Genomic DNA, 15787 nt, shown 5'->3' on the forward strand with positions numbered 1-15787 from the left:
CGGTGTCAGCCGCGCTTGGCCAGCGTAAGCAGCTGGTCAAGCAACGCGATGGCGAGGTCGATTTCGTCGTGGCTGATGTCGAGCGACGGGGCGAACGTGATCACGTTCTTGTACCAGCCGCCAACATCGAGCACGAGACCGATCTTCTTGCCTTCGTGAGTCAGGCCGCCGGCCAGGCCGATGTCGACCATGCAGTCGAGCAGCGCCTTGTTCGGCGTGAAACCATCTTCGGTGCAGATCTCGGCGCGCAGGGCGAGGCCCAGGCCGTCCACGTCACCGATTTCCTTGTGGCGCTTCTGCAGGTCACGCAGGCCCTCCAGGAAGTGCTTGCCCTTCTCCGCCACGCGGGTCTCGTAATCGAGTTCGTAACCCATCTGGATCACTTCCAGGCCGAGGGCGGTACCCAGCGGATTGGAATTGAACGTCGAGTGGGTCGAGCCCGGCGGGAAGATGGTGGGATTGATCAGCTCCTCGCGAGCCCAGATACCCGACAGCGGATTCAGGCCGTTGGTGAGCGCCTTGCCGAACACGAGGACGTCCGGGGTCACGCCGAAGTGCTCGATCGACCAGAGCTTGCCGGTGCGCCAGAAACCCATCTGGATCTCGTCGACGACCATGAGGATGCCGTACTTGTCGAGCACCTTCTTCAGGTCGATGAAGAAATTCTTCGGGGGGATGACGTAGCCACCCGTGCCCTGGATCGGCTCGACGTAGAACGCGGCGTATTCGGCTTCACCGACCTTCGGATCCCACACGCCGTTGTATTCGGTTTCGAACAGGCGCTCGAACTGACGCACGCAGGCATCGGAATACTCTTCCGGCGTCATGCCCTTCGGGCGGCGGAACGGATACGGGAACGGAATGAACTGCGCGCGCTCGCCGAAGTGGCCGAAGCGGCGACGGTAGCGGTAGCTGGACGTGATGGACGACGCGCCAAGCGTGCGGCCGTGGTAGCCGCCTTCGAAAGCGAACATCAGGCTCTTGCCGCCGCGGGCGTTGCGCACCAGCTTCAGCGAATCTTCCACCGCCTGCGCACCGCCGACGTTGAAGTGGACGCGACCATCCAGACCGAACTTCTGCTTCGCATCTACGGCGATGGTCTTGGCGAGTTCGATCTTGCCCTGGTGCAGGTACTGGCTGGCCACCTGCGGCAGCAGGTCGATCTGCGCCTTGAGGCGGTCGTTGAGGCGCTGGTTGCCGTAACCGAAGTTCACGGCCGAGTACCACATCTGCAGGTCGAGGAACGGGATGTTCTCGCTGTCGTAGATGTAGCTGCCTTCCGCATGGCGGAAGATCTTCGGCGGATCGACGTAATGGACGGTATCGCCGAACGAGCAGTACTTCGCTTCGTCGGCAAGCAGGGCTTCGTCATCGATGACGACGGCGGGGTTGCGCGTAAGGATGTTCATGCAGGCAGGTCCACGATGTTCGGCACGGAAGTGGGCAGGACGGTCTTCGGCGGCAGGCGGCCGTCGAGCAGGTCCGGAAGCAGCGCCAGGGCTTCGTCGAAGCTGGCGATCGGCGCATAGGGGATGCCGGCGGCGCGGCAGTGTTCAATCAGGCGGTTCTTGGCGAACACGAAGTCCACGCGGTCAGCCGCGCAGAAGTCGGAAGCGCCGTCGCCGATAAGCAGGGTCTTTCCACCATGCGCACGGGCTAACTCGACCCGCGCGCACTTGCAGGTGCCGCTGCGGCAGCCATCGGCGCTGAACGGCGACGTCAGGTTCCATGCACGCGGAGCCGCCTGGCGCAGGTCGTTGGCGACGGTGGGCAGGCTGTCGATGCCATGGTTCGCCAGGATGGCGTGGATCGCGTGATCCAGGCCGTCGCTCACGATCTCCAGCGGAATGCCAAGGTCGATCGTGGCCTTCACGAAAGCGGCAAAGCCGTGGTCGATGTGCAGGCTATCGAGGTGCGTCGCCAGTTCGCTTTCGCTCATGTCGAGCAATGCGACCTGCCCGGCCATGCATACAGCCGAACCGATGCGCCCTTCGCGCCAGTCGCGCTCCAGCACTTCCCAACCCGGGCGGCCGTAACGGTCGAGCAGCGAATCGATGACGTCCTCCACGGCGATGGTGCCGTCGAAGTCGCACAGGATGTTCCAGTCTGGCAATGTAAGCACGAGCTAAGCAGCCGTTTCTCAGGATGCTGCGAAGGCTAGGGGCAGATCCTTTCGAGCCCCTTTCCCTTTTGCGAAAGCATTTTGTAAGGACTTTTCGGCATGCTCGTGTCTTCGCCCTGTCATATTGCCCGCATGCGCCGCACGTGCTTCGCCCTGCTTTCCGCGCTCGTGTTGATACCCGCCGCGCATGCCGATGACGACACGCCGACCTACGCGTTCGGCGCGGGCGTGCAACGCATGCCAGGCTGGCCCGGGTCGAAACACACGCGCAACCAGCCGGTGCCTTACATCGATATCGAGCTGCCCGGGGTCGGGGAAATATCGACGACCGACGGCCTCACGATCGATCTGATCCATGGCGAACACTGGCACGGCGGCCTGTACGGCAATTGGCTCTGGGGCCGCACGCACAACGAACTGGGCCCACAGCTGGGCGGCAAGGTCGCCTCGCTGTCACCGCGTTGGCAGGGCGGTGGGTATCTCGAATACGCGTTCGACAAGAAGTTCAGCGTGGGCGGCCACGTCGCGCACGATACAAACGGTGCGGGTGCCTACGCGGCCCTGTATGCCGACTGGCAGCTGCCGGATGTCTGGTATATCCAGCACTCCCTGGAGTTCCAGGTCGAAGGCATGAACGGCGCGGGCATGAGCCGCTTTTTTGGCATAACCCCGACCGAAGCCCAGGCGATTGGCACGGCGCCGTACCAGCCGGGCGCGGGCTGGCACTCGGCGAATCTTGAGTACGACGCGTTCGTGCCGACCTCGCAGCACACCGGCTTTGCCGTGGCTGTGTCGTATGCGCGGCTCTATGGCAATGCGGCGGATAGTCCGCTCGTACGCGACTTCGGTTCGCGTCGCCAGGTGACCACGACCCTGGCGTTCGTCGTCCACTTCTGAGCCGGCGTCAGACCGGATCGGGGTGGAGGTCGTCGCCTTCGATATTGGCGGGGATCGCGAACAGCATGCCGAGCATCACGACGTGGGCCGCCGCCGAGAGCAACGGCGACCACTGCGGCATCGCGTTGTCGTAAGGCAGCACCGTGTCGATCAGCTGGTTGGCGAGGTTCCAGCCCCAGTGAAGGCCGACCGCGAGCCAGAGGTTGCCCGTGCGAACCACGGCCGTGGCGTAAGCCAGGCCGTAGCAGAACAGCATGATCCATTCGCCCGGACCTGCACCAAGGCGGTAGACGTGGTTCAGCAGGTACACCACGGCGGAGATCACCACGAACACCCGCGGTGACCAGGTAATACGCGTGGCGCGGTAGAAGAAGCCGTGGGTGAGGATGTCTTCGGCGATGGACGGCACGAAGGTAATGGCGAGCGCCATGGGGAGCGTCGAAACGAACGACATGACGGCAGCCGCCGCCGTCTCCGGTGGCCGTGCCAGGAAGACCCCGAGCCCCATACCCACGCAGACCGATACGTACTTCAGCAGCAGCGAGAGGACCAGGCCACCGCAGAGCAATAGTGGCGTGCTGCGACGCCACTCGAGCGCGTACGCGTCGTAGCCCTTGAAGCCAAGCCAGCGCCCGAGCGGCCACGCCACGGCGAGCATGGCCACCAGGAAGATGCCGCTGACCAGCAGGCTATGGAAAACATGCCCGCCCAGGCCCTCTGCCGCGTGGTAGAGGACAAGCAACACAACGAACGCGATGACGACGTGCTTGCGGTCGACGGCAGGCATGGATTCCCCGGTAAGGATGGCGCGAGGCACAGCTTAGGGCCTTGGGGCCCTTGGGCGCCATAGGCCTGGCCCGCAGAATCAGCGGGACATCGACATCCCCTGCTCCTGCTGCTGGGCCATGCGCATCTGCTGATCCTGCTGGACCTGGTCCATCTGCTGGTTCGCCACCTGCAGGTCACGGGACGCTGTCTCGACAGGCGTCTGGAACGCCTCCAGCGCATCGAGCTTGCCCCACTTCGTCCGCGGATCGTCCACGTCACCGCGGAACGCCTGGTAGAGGTGCACCTCCGGCAACAGGTTGCCCTGCTTGTCCTGACCGAGGGAAAGATGGCTCACGTCGCTCATGCCGCATTGCTTTGCCGTGGCTACCGAGCAATGGGCCAGGCGGTCCATTTGTTGGGGGCTTAGGGTGATGCCCTCCTCCTTGTGGACGGTGCTGAGCTGGTCGTGGATGGAGTTGTAGAGGTGGTGGTCGCGGTGGGTTGGGTGGGCTGGGCTGGTGGGGGAAGGGCTGGCGGGAGTCTCCGGGTCGAGGCGGGGGAAACGGCTGAACTCGATGCGGTTGTCGTGGGCAGCGTCGATGCGGCCATCCGAATCCAGGATGGGCTGGCTCTGTTGCTCTGCGAACACGTCCGCCCGGCTTAGACGGTCCTCTCTTTCGGGCGCATGCTCGTGAGCCTCCTGACGCACGGGTTGATCCGAATCCTGTTCCAACTGGAGCCCAAACTGGCGATCAAGGTCCATGACGTCGGAAGGCACCGGACCCACCTGCACGCGTGCCCTATCAGGAACCTCGGCGAGGACCTCCTCACTCGTCTCTTCGGGCAACGCGCACTTCACCACGGGACGGCAATCTGGCGCTCCCTTCTGCGCACCACGCACCCCACGAGTCCCCAGACGATCGTGCACGCGCGTGTCGTAGATGAACGAGTGCTCTTCCGAACGATGACCGGGATACCGGTGAATGTCGTCATAGAGCTGATAGCGGTCAAGCAGCTTCGTTTCACTGAGGCCATTGATGAAGTCGATCCCGAAGTTGCCGTTCGCACGAGCCAAGCCGTCTTCGTGGTAACTCCCGCCAACATCCGAATGTGCCCCGGGCACCGTGATAGCAAGCAGCCTTCCGTCGGCCGAGAGTCCCTGCGGAATGATCATGGATGACGGGAACTGACTCCGACGCTCGTCCTTGGCCACAATCTGGAGGCCAGCCACTACTGATGGCGACACGCGGCGATCGTGACGGGTTGGGTGACCCGTCGCCACCGGGTCAAACAGCGCAACGGCTTGCGGAACGGTTCCTGCTTCAATCAACTGGTTTCGTTGTCGGCCGACCTTCGTATACACGCCGTTCGCATGCAGGTCTCCTGAGAAGGACATTGCCTCCTCGCCGCCACGACTAAAGCCTGTCGAGATAACGCGGATGCGCGCCTGAGGATCCTGTTCCAGCCATTCGTCGACTTTCGCGGAAAGATGGCGCCGCATGATCTCCACGCGCTCGTCATGGGAATATCCTATGGCGCCGTCGACCAGCCGCCGAACGAAGCCCGATTGCGTACCGGGGCCCGCAACATAGAACGTGGATACGCGAGGGTCATTGTGTGACTCGATCTGCTTCGCGAAGCGCCCCACATTCGTCATGTGATTCGGGTCCCCATCCGCGTCATTACCAGTCCCGTCGAAATTCGCGATGAAGAGCCGCTCGTGGGGATCATCTGCGTGCAAAAGGACCGGCACCCTCATCGATCTTAGGAGATGCCCGGCGGCGTCATATGACCGCAAATCATGAATGGTTGAGGGATTGGTGGACACGCCATCTATCCGCCTTCCATCGCGACCGATCTTGTGAGTTTCCTTGACTTTCATTGCATTCCTTTAATACGTCTTCGAGTAGGCAAGAACTGAATCGTGACGAGCTTTATATCTTTCGTCCTGCTTACCGGGAGCCTTCTTCAGGTAAACCATCGACTGCATATACACCTGAACGGTTCGATCATTGACGACCAACATAATCGTGGGCTCGCCGTTCACGCTGTCTTCTTCGACTTCCTCTACAGGCTCCGCATGGAGGACTACCCGATTCTTGAAGAGTGAGGCGATATCAATCTCGGCCTCATGCTTATCGCCATCCATGGATTGCCAGGAAACGATGGCCGGATCAGGAAAGTTTCGTATTGCGATCTGCGCGTGCCTCGCGCTCCTTATGACGCCGTCCATCAACTTCGATACCGCATCACCTTCAAGCTGATCGACCTGGTATCGATTCGCGTATAGCACTCTGCAACTACGCGTGTTACCGCATTCCGCGGAAAATGCGTGATGGCGAAAGTGCGTCTGCCTTGGCGGTCGCTTCTGCGAATCAGCCGAGCCACATCCTGATGCCAACAAGGCTATCGCCGCCAGCGATAAGAGTCCTAGTTTCATTCGACGAGGCCCTTCTTGCTGCTGCGCAGGTCATCGGATGTAGCGCAATCAACAAGTACAAACCGAGTGCCGACGGCGGCCGACGCTTTCCCTTTACCCGTCTTCATCACACTCCCTTCGAGGGCTTCAAGCCCTTCACCTTCAAGATCTCAATCTCCACCTTCGGCTTCAGCCGCCTGGTGAAGTACTTCTCCTGGTAGTAGCGGATCTTGTCCGCCATCACCGGATGGGGGATGCCTTCGTAGAAGAACACCTGCTTGTCGGCGCCCATGGCCTTGAGTTCCTGGGGCAACATCAGGGCGCGGCGTTCTTCGTGGTGGCTGATGCTTACGTCGTGGCCGCGGGTGATGTTCTTCTGGCGGACCGTGGTGTAGCCGAGCATCTCGGAGTAGTCGTTGGCGTCGCGCTGTTCGCGCGGGGTGTAGACGATCTGCAGGGCATGGTTGGTGACGAAGCTGCGCGCGATGTCGGGGCCATAGACAGCATCGAGCTGGGAGAGGCTCTGGATGATCGGTAGCAGGCGCAGGTTGTAGCCTGCGATGAAGGAGACGGCATTCGCGAGGATGTCGACGCGGCCGAGCGCGGTGAACTCATCCATGAGCAGCAGGCACTGGTGCTTCAGCGTCGCGTCGTGCATCGGCAGCTCGCGGGTGTTGAGCTTCACCAGCTGGCTGAAGAACATGTTGATGATGATCCGGCTCTCGGCCAGCTTGTTCGGCTGGATGCCGATGTAGATGGTCATCTTCTTGCGGCGGACATCGGTGAGCAGGAAGTCATTGCCGCTCGTCGCCGCGTCGAGCACCGGGTTGAGGAACATGTTCAGCGGTTCGCGGAACGTGCCCATGATCGAGGCGAACGTGTCGTCGGCTTGCGAGAGCAGGTTGCTGAAGGCGTTCTGCGTGGTGTCGCTGACGAAGCTTTCGCGCGACAGACCCTGCAGGTAGCTCTTCAGGTCTTCGCCGTCGCCAGTCGAAATGCGGAAGACCTCGCCAAGGGTCGGCTCGCGCGGAGTCTGCAGGCGGCTGCCCTCCCCGGCCGCGTCGCGCCGCTCGAACAGGTACATCGTGAACGCGACGAAGGCGTTGCGGGCCTGGCTGACCCAGAAGCCCTGTTCGCCACCGCCGTCGGGATACAGCGTCTCGGCGAGCGACATGACGTCGGAGACGCGGAACGAACCGTCCGAGACGTAGTGAAGCGGATTCCACCGCGCCGTACGCAGGTCTTCCGCGAAGGGGTTGAACAGATAGACCGCCTGCCCCTGCGCTTTGCGCCAGCCACTGGTGAGGTCGAAGTTCTCCTGCTTGATGTCGAGGACGACAACAGAGCCTTCGTAGCTCAGCAGGTTCGGGACGACGATGCCAACGCCCTTGCCGCTGCGTGTCGGCGCGGCGAGGATCGCGAACTGCTGGCCCGACATGTAGATCAGGCGGCGGCCGCGACGGCCCACCACCAGGGCCGTCGGCGACGGCTTGAACATGCGATGGCGCGCGAGGTCACGGTTCGACGCGAAACGTGCGCTCCCGTGCAGCGCCTTCTTCGACGAACGGAACGTGAGGGCGAGCGCTGCCCCTGCGATGAGCAGCGGCACCCCGGCGCCCAGGCCGCCGGCCAGCCAGATCCGCCACGCGATCGGCTGGTAGGCCGGCTCATCCAGATGCCGGTAGTAGCCCCACCACGCCATCCACCAGCGCGGCCCGGAATCCACGCCGAGCAACCGGTCCGTCAGGTACGCCGCCAGCCAGGGGACCCACGCGGCGGCACCCACGACGATCGCCGCAGCGATCGCAACCTTCCATGTACGCATGACACTTCATCCACTCGAATCGAAGAACGATTCTTTGCCACGGATCAGGTGTCATTCAACAAGGCAATTCGCAACCCTATGTAGTACTTGAGCTTATAGGCGCGCAAGGTTTTCCTGACAAACCGCGTCAGGGAATTCGCGATTCAGAGATGCCTCAAACCGCCCGCGCTCAGCGGTCGTCGCGCGTCCAGATGAAGCCGTCGGCTTCCTGCACGGGAAAGACGGCCACGGGCTCGTATGCCGGCGGGCAGGTCACGTCGCCGCTGCGCAGGTCGAACCGTGCGCCGTGGCGAACGCATTCCACCTCGAAGCCGTGCACCGGGCCACCGGCCAGTTCACCGCCATCGTGGGTGCAGACGTCCTCGATGGCGTAAAGGTCGCCATCGATGTTGTAGACCGCGATGGCCGTATCGCCATCCCAGGCCACCTTGAACTCGCCAGGCAGCAGTTCGCTGCGGGTGCCGACCTTGACCCAGCCGTTCACGCCCGGAGTTCCTTCACGAGGTACTCGAAACGCAGGTCGTCGCGCTGCGGCAGCCCGAAGCGCTCATCCCCATACGGGAAGGGCTTCGTGCGGCCGGTGCGGGCGTAGCCGCGGCGCTCGTACCAGGCGATGAGTTCGTCGCGGATATCGATCACGGTCATCTCGACCCGCGTGCACGCCCATTCCTCGACGGCGATGCGCTCGACTTCCTCGATCACCAGGCGGCCGATGCCGGTGCCCTGGAACGGGGGGTGCACGGAGAACATGCCGAAGTAGCAGATCTCGTCCTGGCGCTCGATGTAGCACGAGGCCGCGACCAGGCCGTCCCGTTCGAACAGCACGAAGCGGCCGTTCGGCCCGGTGAGGAGCTCTTCGATCTCGGTGACGTCCGTGCGGCGGCCGTGGAGGAAATCGGCCTCGGTGGTCCAGCCGGCGCGGCTGGCGTCACCGCGGTAGGCGGATTCGACGAGGCTGGCGATAACGGAGGCATCAGCCTGGGTGGCGGTGCGGAAGGTGTGTTTCGGGGTCATGGGCGCATTTTAGGCGCCGGGACAGTATCGCGCGCAAGCGCGCTCCCACACGGGCACGGCCGCCAGTGGGAGCGCGCTTGCGCGCGATTGGCGGGCCGTCAGAGCAGGAGCTTGCGGACCCGGCCCACGGCGTCGATGAACTGGTCGACTTCGGCGCGGGTGTTATAGAACGCCAGCGAGGCGCGCAGCGTCGCGGGGACGCCGAAGCACTGCATCAGCGGGTGCGCGCAATGGTGGCCGGAGCGCACGGCGACGCCCTGCAGGTCCAGCAGGGTCGCCATGTCATTGGCATGGGCGCCTTCGAGCAGGAACGAGATGACCGGCTCCTTCTCCTTCGCCTGGCCAAAGATACGGACGCCCGGCAGCGCCGAGATCGCCTCGGTCGCATAGGCAAGCAGGTCCTGCTCGTGCGCCTTCAGGCGGTCGAACCCGATGCCTTCGAGGTAATCGATCGCGGCCGACATGCCAGCGAAGCCAGCGATGTTGGGCGTGCCCGCTTCGAAGCGGTGCGGCGGGTCGGCGAACACGGTGCCTTCGAAACGCACCTCGCGGATCATCTCGCCACCGCCGAAGAACGGCGGCATCGCCATGAGGTGCTCACGCTTCGCCCACAGCGCGCCGGTGCCCGTGGGCGCCAGCATCTTGTGGCCGGTGATGGCGTAGAAGTCGCAACCCAGCGCCTGGACATCCACCTTGCGGTGCGGGGCGGCCTGAGAACCATCCACGAGCAAGGGGATGCCGCGCTTGCGGCATTCGCGGGCAATCTCGCGCACCGGGTTCACCGTGCCGGTCACGTTGGATACGTGGCCCACGCAGGCGAGCTTCACTTCCGGCGTAAGGAGCTTGAAGTACTCCTCGAGGATCAGCTCACCCTTCTCATCGATGGGCGCCGCCTTCACCGTCGCACCCGTGCGCTCGGCGACGAGCTGCCACGGCACGATGTTGGCGTGGTGTTCCATCACCGTCGTGACGATCGCGTCGCCCGGCTTCAGGCGCGGCAGCGCGTAGCTGTACGCCACCATGTTGATCGCCTGGGTCGTACCCGAGGTGAGGATCACTTCATCGCGCGAGGGCGCGTTGATGAAGCGTGCCAGCGCGTCGCGCGCACCCTCGTAAGCCGCCGTCGCCTCTTCGCCCAGCGTATGCACCGCGCGCGCCACGTTGGCGTTGTGCTCGCGATAGTGGCGATCGACCGCCTCGATGACCGACACCGGCTTCTGCGAGGTGTTCGCGCTGTCGAAGTAAATCAGCGGCTTGCCGTGCACCGTGCGCGAGAGCAGCGGGAAGTCGGCGCGGATGCGCTCTACGTCGAGCGGGAGGGGGGCGGTCTCGGCCCTGGCGTTCATGGCTTGGCTCCGGACTTAATCGTTGGCGGTGCTGGTCGGCAGGTGGGCGACAAGCAGCTCGCCCAGGTGCTCGCGCAAGGCTTCGTTCGGCAGCGACTCGAGCGCGGCGCGGCAGAAGGCCAGGGTAAGGAGGCTGCGCGCCTCCACCAGCGGGATACCACGCGAACGCAGGTAGAACAGCGAGCGCTCGTCGAGCTGGCCGATCGTAGCGCCGTGGGCAGCCTTCACTTCGTCAGCGTAGATCTCGAGTTCCGGCTTGGTGTCGATCTCGGCCGAACCCGAGAGCAGCAGGTTCTTGTTGCTCAGCGACGCATCGGTGCCGTCGGCACCTTCGGCCACCACGATGGCGCCGCGGAAGACGCCGCGGGAGCGACCGTCGGCAATGCCGCGCCACAGCGCTTCGGAGGCGGTGTCACGCGCTTTGTGGTGCACTTCCAGCTGCGTATCCACGTGCTGGCGGCCTGCCAGCGCAAACACGCCACGCGTATCGAAGCGCGCGCGGTCACCGAGGACCTCGGCGGTGAGTTCGTGGCGAACCAGCGCGCCGCCCAGTTCCAGTGCATGCACGGTGACATGTGCCTCGGCATCCAGGCGGACGTTGCCTCGACGCACGAGGGTCGTGGCCGGAGATGCATCCTGCAGGATCACGAGGCCCAGCTTCGCACCTTCGCGTGCGACGTGATCCGCCACGACCGTGCCGAGCTGCACGGCATCGCCGGCGGCAACGAAGTGTTCGACGACGTCGAGCGAGGCGCCCTTCCCCACTTCCACCAGCACGCGTGCGTGCCATGCCGTTTCCGGCTGCACTCCACTGGTGACGTGGACGATGTGGACGGGCTTCGTCGCCGTCACGCCGTCGGCCACGCGCAGCACCACGCCGTCGCTGGCGAGCGCGGCGTTGAGGTGGGCGAACGCATCGGCAGCGCCGCGGCGGTAACGGTTGGCCAGGGCGAAACGCAACGGTTCCGCATGGGAGGCAAGCGCCCCGCCGAGCGGGAGAAGCTCGACACCGCTACCGGCATCCAGCGAAGAAAGATCGGCGCGGTACACGCCATCCACGAACACCGCCCGCGCGCCATCGACGCCCGGCAACGCGAACGACGCAGGCGCGATATCCGCCGACGCGGCTACGCCGGCATCGGTAAGCGCGAAGGCGCGCTGCGAGAGCGCACGCAGCGGCGTGTACTTCCAGGCTTCGTTACGCCCTTCCGGCAAGCCGGTTTCGGCGAACGCCTCGAGGTTTTCGCGGCGCGCTGCGTCGAGCCAGGCGATGCCCGTGGCGGGCACGCCGGCGGCGGCATCCAGCGCCGCCCGCACGAACGGCGACGGCGAGCTGGTCATGCCGGCTCCCCGGCAAGGTCGGCCTTGCGCAGGTGCGGGTGTTTGTCGGCGAGCCAGGCATAGCCCTCGGCTTCGAGCTTCAGCGCGAGGCTCTTGTCGCCGCTTTCGACGATGCGGCCGCCAGCCAGCACGTGGACGAAATCGGGCTCGATGTAGTCAAGCAGGCGCTGGTAGTGGGTCACGACGATGAACGAGCGCTCCGCCGAGCGCAGCGCGTTCACGCCCTCGGCCACCTGCTTCAGCGCATCGATATCGAGGCCGGAATCGGTTTCGTCGAGGATGGCGAGCTTCGGCTCGAGCACGGCCATCTGGAAGATCTCGTTGCGCTTCTTCTCGCCACCGGAGAAGCCTTCGTTGACCGCGCGGTGCAGCAGCTCGTCGGAGATCTGCATGATCTTCAGCTTCTCGCGCACCAGCTTCAGGAAGCGCATGGAATCCAGCTCGTCTTCGCCACGGAACTTCCGCTGCGCGTTGAGAGCGGCACGCAGGAAGTAGGTGTTGTTAACGCCAGGGATCTCGACCGGATACTGGAAGGCGAGGAACAGGCCGACCGCGGCACGCTCTTCCGGCTCCAGCGAGAACAGGTCGCGGCCGTCGAAGGTCACCGAGCCTTCGGTCACCTCGTAGCCATCGCGACCCGAGAGCACGTTGCCGAGCGTGGATTTACCCGCGCCGTTCGGGCCCATGATGGCGTGCACCTCGCCCGGGTTCACCGTGAGCGAAAGGCCTTTCAGGATCTCCTTGCCTTCGACGCGGGCATGGAGGTTTTCGATCTTGAGCATGTGCATGGCGGTGCTGTCCATCAGGGCGTCAGGTGCGAGAGCGCATCGAGCGCTTCGTCGCGGCGGTCCCACGGCACGAAGATGTGATCGTGCAGGAACGCGGAAACGGGGTTGCAGGGAATACCGCACCGGGCGAGCGCGGCGGAAACGGCGGCCATCATGCCGACAGCGGTCAGGCTGGACTGCACGCGCAGGGTGATGCATGCCCACAGCATGCGATCGCCACTGCGGTCGTCCTCGGTCACGTCGACGATGAGCGTGGTGCCCTCGTCCTCGCGGAACATCATCAGCGCATCGGCCATGCGCTCGCGGGCACGATCGTGCGACACGTGGATGAAACGCTTCGGTACCGGATCGACGGCCGGATCCAGCGCGGCGAGCAGCGCACGCAGGTCGGTCGGGGCCGGGGCGGAGCCAACGATACCCATCGCTTAGCCCACCGCCCCTTCAAGCGAGACTTCGAGCAGCTTCTTGGCTTCCACGGCGAACTCCATCGGCAGCTCGCGGAACACCTGCTTGCAGAAGCCGTCAACGATCATCGACACGGCATCTTCCTCGCCGATGCCGCGCGAGAGGCAGTAGAACAGCTGGTCGTCGGAGATCTTCGAGGTGGTGGCCTCGTGCTCGACGATCGCGCCGGGGTTCTTTACTTCCATGTACGGGAAGGTGTGCGCGCCGCACTTCTTGCCGATCAGCAGCGAGTCGCACTGCGTGTAGTTGCGCGCGCCATCCGCACCCTTCTCGATCTTGACCAGGCCACGGTAGCTGTTGGAGCTGCGCCCCGCACTGATGCCCTTGGCCACGATCTTCGACTTGGTGCCCTTGCCGATGTGGATCATCTTGGTGCCGGTATCGGCCTGCTGGCGGTGGTGGGTGAGCGCCACCGAGTAGAACTCGCCGACCGAGTTATCACCGCGCAGCACGCAGCTGGGGTACTTCCAGGTGATCGCCGAGCCGGTTTCCACCTGGGTCCAGCTGATCTTCGACGACACGCCGCGGCAATCGCCGCGCTTGGTCACGAAGTTGTAGATGCCGCCGACGCCGTTCTCGTCGCCGGGGTACCAGTTCTGCACAGTGGAATACTTGATCTGCGCACGATCCAGCGCGACCAGTTCGACGACGGCCGCGTGCAGCTGGTTCTCGTCGCGCATGGGCGCGGTGCAGCCTTCCAGGTACGATACGTAGCTGTCGTCCTCGGCCACGATCAGCGTGCGCTCGAACTGCCCGGTGTTGATGGCGTTGATGCGGAAGTAGGTCGACAGTTCCATCGGGCAGCGCGTGCCCTTGGGGATGAAGACGAAGCTGCCATCGGAGAAGACCGCCGAGTTCAACGCCGCGAAGTAGTTGTCGCCGACCGGAACCACGCTGCCGAGGTACTGGCGCACGAGGTCGCCATGTTCGCGGATGGCTTCGGACATCGAGCAGAAGATCACGCCCGCTTCAGCCAGTTCCTTGCGGAACGTGGTGCCGACCGACACGGAGTCGAACACGGCATCCACGGCCACGCCGGCAAGCTTCGCGCGCTCATGCAGCGGCACGCCGAGCTTCTCGTAGGTCTCGAGCAGCTTCGGATCCACCTCATCCAGCGACTTCGGGCCCGCCTTGGGCGCCGAGTAATAGCTGACCGACTGGTAGTCGATGGGGCCGATATCCAGCTTGGCCCAGTCCGGCTCCGGCATGGTCAGCCAGTGGCGGTAGGCGGCCAGGCGCCACTCCGTCATCCATTCCGGCTCACCCTTGATGGCCGACAGCTGGCGGACGATGTCCTCGCTGAGGCCGGGCGGGAGGCTGGTCGACTCGATATCGGTGACGAAGCCGGCTTCGTAGCGGCGGTTGAGTGCCTCTACGACTTCGGCGTTATCGCGCACCGGGTCTGCCACGTCGCGTGTCATGTTCTCGCTCTCGTTCATGCGTTTGCCTGCGCGGCATCGGCCGCGCCCTTCGCCGGCGCCACGGGGCGCCCGGCCAGCATCTGTGCCAGGGTCATACCGCGCAGCACGCCATCGATGGCCCCGGAGACGGAGCGCCAGCTTCCGCTGACGCCGCACTGCGACTGGCGGTCGCAATGGCCCTGGGCGATGCTGCATTCGGTAAGCCCGATCGGCCCTTCCAGCGCCTCGACGATATCCGCCAGGCTGATCGCTTCCGCCGGCCGGGCCAGGCGGTAGCCGCCATTCACGCCGCGGAACGACTCCACCAGGCCGGCGTGCCCCAGCAGCTTGAGCAGCTTGGACACCGTCGGGAGCTCCAGGCGCGCCTCATCGGCGATCTGGGCAGTGCTCAGAACGTCGGCGGGGTGGGTGGCGATGACGGTCATCACCACGGTGGCGTAGTCGGTCAGTCGGCTGACGCGGAGCATCGGCGGAAGGGGGAATTGGGAAACCGGACCAAAATGGTACTGTTTCCGACCCGATTTTGCAATGCAGCGGGCGGCGGCGCGCGGCCACCCGGGCTGTGGGAGCGCGCTTGCGCGCGATGGGGCTTGCCGCGGCCTGTATCGCGCGCAAGCGCGCTCCCACGAGGCGGCGCCGTCTTGGTACAGCGATTTGCGAGGATTTTGGTGCTTTCCGGTGCACTTCACTGCGGCGCATGCTGGCGTCTCCCACCAGGAGCCCTCCCATGAAACTCCCCCATCTCGCCTTGCTCGCCCTCCTCTTCCCCTTCGCCGGCATGGCGGCCGCCCCTGCCGCACCCAGCGAACAGGTGAGCGTGAACTTCTCGCACGATCTCCCGAATGTGCCCGGAAAGAAGCTCACCGCCGTCGAGGTCACCTACCCACCCGGCGCCGCCTCAGCCCCTCACCACCACGCGGGCTCGGCATTTATTTATGCGTACGTGGTGTCCGGCACGATCGTCAGCGAAGTGAACGGCGGTGGTGAGCGCACCTACAAGGCCGGCGAGAGCTTCTACGAGACACCCGGGTCGCACCACCAGGTCAGCCGGAACGGCAGCGCGACCGAGCCGGCCAAGCTGCTCGCCGTCTTTGTCGCGGATAGCGGCGACAGCAAGCTGACGACTCCCGACAAGTAAGCGAGCGATGGCTATGACAGATCTTTATTCAGCGCCCCCGCTCATGAGCGCGGATGGCCTGGATCATGGCGATCAGGCGGCGCGTTTCACCAGCCGCGACAAGGTCTTCGGCAGTCCGGAAGCCGAGCTGGGCGATCGGGTCTTCGACAAACCATGCGCGGCGGCGCGCGCGGTCGGGTTCTACGTGACGCGCCTCGGCCAGCACGCGGGCGGTGTCGCAGAGGAGTCGTACGGACATGGCGC

Annotated in this window: 17 protein-coding genes; 2 read left to right on the forward strand and 15 right to left on the reverse strand. The window is 64.5% G+C overall.

Annotated features, from left to right (window positions below):
- Positions 1-5 precede the first annotated feature (5 nt).
- On the reverse strand, positions 6-1409 hold the full coding sequence (locus tag ACZ6YI_RS01875) for an aspartate aminotransferase family protein (protein WP_465777177.1): 1404 nt from the start codon (positions 1407-1409) through the stop codon (positions 6-8).
- A complete protein-coding gene (locus ACZ6YI_RS01880; RefSeq protein ID WP_465777369.1) occupies positions 1406-2113 on the reverse strand; it encodes an MtnX-like HAD-IB family phosphatase in 708 nt (235 codons plus the stop codon). The genes ACZ6YI_RS01875 and ACZ6YI_RS01880 overlap by 4 nt, the downstream gene beginning before the upstream one ends.
- 141 nt (positions 2114-2254) lie before the next feature.
- Here ACZ6YI_RS01880 and ACZ6YI_RS01885 point away from each other — a divergent pair, with 141 nt between their 5' ends.
- Entirely contained in the window at positions 2255-3019 is a 765-nt protein-coding gene (locus tag ACZ6YI_RS01885; protein WP_465777178.1) for a MipA/OmpV family protein, read from the forward strand.
- Between the two features lie 7 nt (positions 3020-3026).
- Here ACZ6YI_RS01885 and ACZ6YI_RS01890 read toward each other — a convergent pair whose 3' ends face one another.
- The 12 genes from ACZ6YI_RS01890 to ACZ6YI_RS01945 all read right to left on the reverse strand — a co-directional run bounded on the left by ACZ6YI_RS01890 (position 3027) and on the right by ACZ6YI_RS01945 (position 14873).
- Positions 3027-3806: a lysostaphin resistance A-like protein gene (locus tag ACZ6YI_RS01890; RefSeq protein WP_465777179.1), complete on the reverse strand. Its 780-nt coding sequence runs from the start codon at positions 3804-3806 to the stop codon at positions 3027-3029.
- Positions 3807-3884: 78 nt separating this feature from the next.
- Positions 3885-5669 carry a phospholipase effector Tle1 domain-containing protein gene (locus tag ACZ6YI_RS01895; RefSeq protein ID WP_465777180.1) on the reverse strand — a complete coding sequence of 595 codons (1785 nt, stop codon included), beginning with the start codon at positions 5667-5669 and terminating at the stop codon, positions 3885-3887.
- Between the two features lie 9 nt (positions 5670-5678).
- Positions 5679-6227, reverse strand: coding sequence for a hypothetical protein (locus tag ACZ6YI_RS01900; protein WP_465777181.1), 549 nt, complete (start codon positions 6225-6227; stop codon positions 5679-5681).
- A gap of 106 nt (positions 6228-6333) precedes the next feature.
- Positions 6334-8031, reverse strand: a complete 1698-nt coding sequence (locus tag ACZ6YI_RS01905; protein WP_465777182.1) for a type IV secretory system conjugative DNA transfer family protein — start codon at positions 8029-8031, stop codon at positions 6334-6336.
- A gap of 169 nt (positions 8032-8200) precedes the next feature.
- Positions 8201-8515, reverse strand: coding sequence for a non-heme iron oxygenase ferredoxin subunit (locus ACZ6YI_RS01910; protein ID WP_465777183.1), 315 nt, complete (start codon positions 8513-8515; stop codon positions 8201-8203).
- Positions 8512-9045, reverse strand: coding sequence for a GNAT family N-acetyltransferase (locus tag ACZ6YI_RS01915; protein ID WP_465777184.1), 534 nt, complete (start codon positions 9043-9045; stop codon positions 8512-8514). Before ACZ6YI_RS01915 ends, ACZ6YI_RS01910 begins: the two co-directional genes overlap by 4 nt.
- A gap of 98 nt (positions 9046-9143) precedes the next feature.
- Positions 9144-10391, reverse strand: a complete 1248-nt coding sequence (locus tag ACZ6YI_RS01920) for an aminotransferase class V-fold PLP-dependent enzyme (protein ID WP_465777185.1) — start codon at positions 10389-10391, stop codon at positions 9144-9146.
- 15 nt (positions 10392-10406) lie between these two features.
- Positions 10407-11732 (reverse strand): Fe-S cluster assembly protein SufD, encoded by a 1326-nt coding sequence (sufD, locus tag ACZ6YI_RS01925; protein WP_465777186.1) that lies wholly within the window; start codon positions 11730-11732, stop codon positions 10407-10409.
- Positions 11729-12514 carry a Fe-S cluster assembly ATPase SufC gene (gene sufC, locus ACZ6YI_RS01930; protein ID WP_465777370.1) on the reverse strand — a complete coding sequence of 262 codons (786 nt, stop codon included), beginning with the start codon at positions 12512-12514 and terminating at the stop codon, positions 11729-11731. The genes sufD and sufC overlap by 4 nt, the downstream gene beginning before the upstream one ends.
- Before the next feature lie 20 nt (positions 12515-12534).
- A complete protein-coding gene (locus tag ACZ6YI_RS01935) occupies positions 12535-12942 on the reverse strand; it encodes an ACT domain-containing protein (RefSeq protein WP_440323935.1) in 408 nt (135 codons plus the stop codon).
- A gap of 3 nt (positions 12943-12945) precedes the next feature.
- A complete protein-coding gene (sufB, locus tag ACZ6YI_RS01940; protein WP_465777371.1) occupies positions 12946-14406 on the reverse strand; it encodes a Fe-S cluster assembly protein SufB in 1461 nt (486 codons plus the stop codon).
- Between the two features lie 14 nt (positions 14407-14420).
- Positions 14421-14873 (reverse strand): SUF system Fe-S cluster assembly regulator, encoded by a 453-nt coding sequence (locus tag ACZ6YI_RS01945; RefSeq protein WP_465777187.1) that lies wholly within the window; start codon positions 14871-14873, stop codon positions 14421-14423.
- A 260-nt stretch (positions 14874-15133) separates the two neighbouring features.
- Between ACZ6YI_RS01945 and ACZ6YI_RS01950 the strand changes: the two genes are divergently transcribed.
- Positions 15134-15544 carry a cupin domain-containing protein gene (locus tag ACZ6YI_RS01950; RefSeq protein WP_465777188.1) on the forward strand — a complete coding sequence of 137 codons (411 nt, stop codon included), beginning with the start codon at positions 15134-15136 and terminating at the stop codon, positions 15542-15544.
- Positions 15545-15572: 28 nt separating this feature from the next.
- On the opposite strand, the gene ACZ6YI_RS01955 is transcribed toward ACZ6YI_RS01950, so the two are convergent.
- The gene (locus ACZ6YI_RS01955; RefSeq protein ID WP_465777189.1) at positions 15573-15782 is read right to left on the reverse strand and encodes a hypothetical protein; all 210 of its coding nucleotides are present in this window, start codon (positions 15780-15782) and stop codon (positions 15573-15575) included.
- Positions 15783-15787: the final 5 nt, after the last annotated feature.

The sequence above is a fragment of the Luteibacter sp. NPDC104163 genome (assembly GCF_055584245.1).

What these genes read in the sequence shown, in the direction of transcription:
- ACZ6YI_RS01875 (WP_465777177.1), bottom strand. Translation starts at nt 1,409, where the DNA reads ATGAACATCCTTACGCGCAACCCCGCCGTCGTCATCGATGACGAAGCC.
- ACZ6YI_RS01885 (WP_465777178.1), top strand. Translation starts at nt 2,255, where the DNA reads ATGCGCCGCACGTGCTTCGCCCTGCTTTCCGCGCTCGTGTTGATACCC.
- ACZ6YI_RS01890 (WP_465777179.1), bottom strand. Translation starts at nt 3,806, where the DNA reads ATGCCTGCCGTCGACCGCAAGCACGTCGTCATCGCGTTCGTTGTGTTG.
- ACZ6YI_RS01895 (WP_465777180.1), bottom strand. Translation starts at nt 5,669, where the DNA reads ATGAAAGTCAAGGAAACTCACAAGATCGGTCGCGATGGAAGGCGGATA.
- ACZ6YI_RS01900 (WP_465777181.1), bottom strand. Translation starts at nt 6,227, where the DNA reads ATGAAACTAGGACTCTTATCGCTGGCGGCGATAGCCTTGTTGGCATCA.
- ACZ6YI_RS01905 (WP_465777182.1), bottom strand. Translation starts at nt 8,031, where the DNA reads ATGCGTACATGGAAGGTTGCGATCGCTGCGGCGATCGTCGTGGGTGCC.
- ACZ6YI_RS01915 (WP_465777184.1), bottom strand. Translation starts at nt 9,045, where the DNA reads ATGACCCCGAAACACACCTTCCGCACCGCCACCCAGGCTGATGCCTCC.
- ACZ6YI_RS01920 (WP_465777185.1), bottom strand. Translation starts at nt 10,391, where the DNA reads ATGAACGCCAGGGCCGAGACCGCCCCCCTCCCGCTCGACGTAGAGCGC.
- sufD (WP_465777186.1), bottom strand. Translation starts at nt 11,732, where the DNA reads ATGACCAGCTCGCCGTCGCCGTTCGTGCGGGCGGCGCTGGATGCCGCC.
- sufC (WP_465777370.1), bottom strand. Translation starts at nt 12,514, where the DNA reads ATGCTCAAGATCGAAAACCTCCATGCCCGCGTCGAAGGCAAGGAGATC.
- ACZ6YI_RS01935 (WP_440323935.1), bottom strand. Translation starts at nt 12,942, where the DNA reads ATGGGTATCGTTGGCTCCGCCCCGGCCCCGACCGACCTGCGTGCGCTG.
- sufB (WP_465777371.1), bottom strand. Translation starts at nt 14,406, where the DNA reads ATGACACGCGACGTGGCAGACCCGGTGCGCGATAACGCCGAAGTCGTA.
- ACZ6YI_RS01945 (WP_465777187.1), bottom strand. Translation starts at nt 14,873, where the DNA reads ATGCTCCGCGTCAGCCGACTGACCGACTACGCCACCGTGGTGATGACC.
- ACZ6YI_RS01950 (WP_465777188.1), top strand. Translation starts at nt 15,134, where the DNA reads ATGAAACTCCCCCATCTCGCCTTGCTCGCCCTCCTCTTCCCCTTCGCC.
- ACZ6YI_RS01955 (WP_465777189.1), bottom strand. Translation starts at nt 15,782, where the DNA reads ATGTCCGTACGACTCCTCTGCGACACCGCCCGCGTGCTGGCCGAGGCG.